The sequence below is a fragment of the Polaromonas sp. genome (assembly GCF_030682935.1).
GTDB lineage: Bacteria > Pseudomonadota > Gammaproteobacteria > Burkholderiales > Burkholderiaceae_C > Polaromonas.
The window spans coordinates 1-4,038 of sequence record NZ_JAUXNA010000303.1 but is presented as its reverse complement, the minus strand read 5'-3'; the positions used below and the strand labels follow the sequence as shown (position 1 = coordinate 4,038).

5 protein-coding genes and 1 pseudogene are annotated in these 4,038 nt (G+C 58.6%); all 6 read right to left on the bottom strand.

The features are described from left to right. Positions 1-534, bottom strand: a 534-nt coding sequence (locus Q8K05_RS13930; protein WP_305247232.1) for an N-6 DNA methylase, incomplete at its 3' end; no start/stop codon positions are given. Continuing rightward, positions 531-1,301 carry a nucleotidyl transferase AbiEii/AbiGii toxin family protein gene (locus Q8K05_RS13925; protein WP_305247231.1) on the bottom strand — a complete coding sequence of 257 codons (771 nt, stop codon included), beginning with the start codon at positions 1,299-1,301 and terminating at the stop codon, positions 531-533. The genes Q8K05_RS13925 and Q8K05_RS13930, both read right to left, overlap by 4 nt. A 52-nt stretch (positions 1,302-1,353) precedes the next feature. Continuing rightward, positions 1,354-2,397: a type IV toxin-antitoxin system AbiEi family antitoxin gene (locus Q8K05_RS13920; RefSeq protein ID WP_305247230.1), complete on the bottom strand. Its 1,044-nt coding sequence runs from the start codon at positions 2,395-2,397 to the stop codon at positions 1,354-1,356. 214 nt (positions 2,398-2,611) lie between these two features. Further along, positions 2,612-3,057: pseudogene (locus Q8K05_RS13915) on the bottom strand (PPC domain-containing DNA-binding protein). 54 nt (positions 3,058-3,111) lie between these two features. After that, entirely contained in the window at positions 3,112-3,279 is a 168-nt protein-coding gene (locus Q8K05_RS13910) for a hypothetical protein (protein ID WP_305247228.1), read from the bottom strand. 196 nt (positions 3,280-3,475) lie between these two features. Next, positions 3,476-4,038: helix-turn-helix domain-containing protein (locus Q8K05_RS13905; RefSeq protein WP_305247226.1), on the bottom strand; the 563-nt coding region annotated here is incomplete at its 5' end.

Sequence of the window (4,038 nt, the reverse complement as noted above, 5' to 3'; positions counted from 1 at the left end):
GGTGCCACAGGCCGGGTCGCAAATCGTCTCGCCCGGCTTGGCCGCGATGCAGTCCACCATGGCCAGAATCAGCGGGCGCGGCGTGAAGTACTGCCCGGCCCCGCTCTTGGTGTCTTGTGCGTTCTTCTCCAGCAGGCCTTCGTAGGCATCGCCTTTGACGTCGGCACCCATGGCCGACCAGTTCTCACAATCGATCAGGTCCACCACCAGGCGGCGCAGCTTGGCCGGGTCCTGAAACTTGTTTTGCGCCTTGCCGAAGATCAGGCCGATGGTGCCCTTCTCGGCCCCCAGCTTTTCCAGCGTGTGGCGGTAGTGGTCGAACAGCTCGTCGCCGTCTTTCGCCAGCAGCGAGGGCCAGTCATACCCCTTGGCAATCGGGCTGGGCTGGCTCCAGGGCGGCTGGCTGCGCTCGTCGGCCATCTTGAGGAACAGCAGGTAGGTAAGCTGCTCGACATAGTCGCCGTAGCTCATGCCGTCGTCGCGCAGCACGTTGCAGTAGTTCCAGAGTTTCTGGACGATGGTGGCTGAGTTCATGGCTTGGGTTCTTTTGTATTTAGCAGGCCGCGCAGCAGGGCATTAAGCCAGGCCAGTGCGCGGTCGGGGTCGTTGGAATTCATCTCAATCGGCAATAAGCCCGGCTTGCCAGCGTCGACTTGCTGCAACAGCACATTGACCACTTGATCAAGGCCGGGTTTATCGAGCATGCGGCGGATATCGTGGCCCAGCATGCGTGGACCCGCAAGCTCGTAGTCAAAATCATCGTCCTGCGTCCAGCCAGCAAATTCGTCCCAAAGCCGCGACTCATTGTCGGCTGCCAGGTAGTGGCTCAGGATCATCTGCAGATCGTGCGCATCCTTGCGTGGGGATACGTAGTGCCTGTCTTGCCAGCAAACAATCTTGAGCAAGGCGAGCGCGGGAAGCGAAACGACTCGGGTCTGCACATTGCCTGGCAACAAGACGACTTGTGCAGTTGCCAGGGCCTCACGAAAACCAAACACGTCCATGACAAATTCTTGACGAGGCGGCCAGGCGATTTTTCGTTCAGGGGATTCGATGCCATCGAACGGAACCAGATCGACCGGCCAGCCGCTGTGATGCCGCAGTCGATGCGCCGCTGCCGTTGAGCCCTCAAATGCGCCGCTTGCAGTCAGGCGCTCACGCAAAGCTGCAAAACCGGCCCAGTCCGGTACGGCCAATGCAAAGTCGATATCTTCTGTTTTTCGCTGCACGTTGATGCCGTGCCGATAGAGCAAATGCAGGTCACGCGCAAAAGCGCCAGCAATAAGCGGCGCAATGCCCATGGCCGCTGCGGCCGCCTCCACGTCCGCAATCACACGGGCGTGCAGGGCAAGCTCAGGCCGCCGGGAAAAGTCGAGCAAGGTATTCGTCATAAACCAGCTGTGCGGTTTCGATGCAGCGGGCATCGCCTGTTGCGAGTAAATCGGCGTACACCAGCACGGGGTTGACCGTGTCTGGCCGCGCCGCAGCTGGCACATTTCCCCAAAACGGTTTGCGCCACTCGACGACACGGCCACCCGCGTCCGCTCCCCGGGCAGGCGTCATTCTTTTTTCAATCAAAAGCCGGGGCGGAATTTTGTCTGCGTAGATCGTGAGCACTCCGGGCGTCAAATAGTTCACCAGCAGATTCGCCGCCGGCTCGCCACCCCACAGCGCCTGGGCGGGGTCTAGTGGCCAATTCTTCCACGCGTAGAAATCGTGCGCCACGTAGGTCGCCTGCAAGGTCTTGGCCCGCAGCCTGCGCGCGTAAGTCAGCGCCCATTCGTCAAGCAAACGTTTGGTGGCGTTCAGGCGTCGGCGCTTGGCCAACACCAGCAAATGACCCGTCTGCTGCAAATCGGCCAGCACGGCCGGAATGGCGCCCAGCGCCACGCCCGCCGCCGCTGCGATGGCACGCTGCGGCGCGTTGGCAAGCTCAGGGTCGCAAAGCAGCGCGAATGTCACCTTCAGGCCCGTCAGGGTGTATGCCTTGCCGGCGTTGGGGGCAATTCGTGTGTCTTGCAACTTGCGACCCGTCACGTAAACCATCAGGCCGGGCCCCTCCAGGTAGGCATTGCCGGCGGCATCGGCAAACTGCTGCTGTTGGTCGCGCAGGCTGGCCGCCATGGGCGGCGTGAGGTAGTCGGTCACCAGCAATGCTGCGCGGCCGGCAGTATTTGCAATGTGCCGGAGTTGCATGGTGGCCGCGCCAAGGGTTTCGGGCGTCAGGGTGCGCTTGGCCTCAACCACGTAATCGACCTGGCCCTTTCCTTTGCCGATGCGGAGCCAGGCATCCGCGTGAAGCTGTGCCTTTTTCTGCGGCGGCTCCGTCGCGCGCACATCAAGCCCCAGCGCTGCCAATGCGGCCATGGCGCGGTCAAGAAGGGTTGGTTCGTTCATTTGTTCAATATTTTTGATTGTTCATTATTTATGAACGTAACGAAATTATAGAAAATATTCCAACGTATGTTCAATATTTCCATATCTTCACAAAATATGAACAAATGACTTCACGAGACACCGCACACCAGAACGCGCGCGCTGAGGAAGCATGCAGGTAGCAAATATCTAAAACAAATTCCGCCTGTAGCGCCCGTATCTTCTGTGCAAGCAGCTACGTTTTTGATAGTAAATTTACCGCATCGTCCGTTCGGGGCCAGCCAACTCTCGGACGAATAACAAGCTCGCCATACCCCGTCAACGCATAGTGCTCACGGGCAAACTCCCATTCCGGCAGCAGCGCCAGCAGAACTTCTGCCGTGGTGCGCACGATACAGCCTGGCGCCACATGCCCACCGAAGACCTCGCCCGTGGAAGTGGACAGCGCCATATGCAGGTGCGAGCCGTTTGGGGACACGGTGCCCCAGACAGGCTCAGGATTTCAGTGTCCCCCGTCAGGCGCTGCGGCTGATCTGCGCCCGCGAACCGAAGACCTGCGTCTGACAGGCTGCCGATGCCGGAGAGCACGAAAGCCGCGCGGCAGCCTTGGCTGCGTATGGCGGCCTCAATGGCATGACGCAAGTCTTGGCCGGGGGTTAGGCGGATGGGCAGGGTTTGCATGGTTTTATATAAGAAATTGGTCTGTATCCCTCGTATTCATTGCGTAAGCAGCTATCAAACAACTAGCAAATTGAAGTCACAATTTGTGACCTCAAGTTCAGCCAGCGCAGTCACCACGGCTTGCACCGCAGCTTTGTCCAGCTTGGTGATGCCTGAACGGTGCTGGGCGATGGCGGGATGCTGGCGGGTTGAGGTTTTCTTGCAATTAACAACATAACCCATTGATTTTTAACGACTTTCAGGAAATTACGTGGGCAAATCCGGTTTGCGTTTAAGCACTTTCGTAACCCACATTACGCCCAGAACGGCAAATACCGCGCATACCTCGTCGAGGTCGTTTCTGATTCATCTGCTTTGATCAGACCCGCCTCCTTGGCCGCCCCAATGACCTGAGACGTGACCACCGTTTTATCTTCAGTCAAACCAAACCAAACCGCAACCGCAGTGACTGATTGGACATGCGCTGATTCGTCACATACATCAAACTGCAGTGCTGATACGCGCCTTCAAAATCCAGCGGCTGGCCTACGGGGCGCGATGGCACTTCAAAAATCAAAACCCTGCCATCAGGATGCGCCAGCTCTATGGCGTCAACCCGTATGCGCAACTTCTCAACGATGTGGGCCTTGATCTTATTGAGGTCCGTCAGCGCTGCAAACGCTTGAGTGCCCACCACGCGACGCGGTGGCTTGTCTGAAACGCCCAGCACCACATGCCCGCCGCCCTCATTGGCAAGCGCCACGCAGTAGCGCAAAAGCTTGGTGGTGTCGTACTGCTGCTTGGCCTCCTTGAATTCAAGGTGTTCGTGCTCGGCAGGGGCGACGAGCCAGCGAGCGAGGGTTGTGAGATCAATCATGGCAGGAATGGAAACATAGATGAAGCTTTGAATCCATAGCGCAACTGCGCGGCATCTGGCACGCCCTCCCACACCAAGCCGGTGGGCTTTTCGAACACACCCAACACAATGGTGCCGCCCTGGGT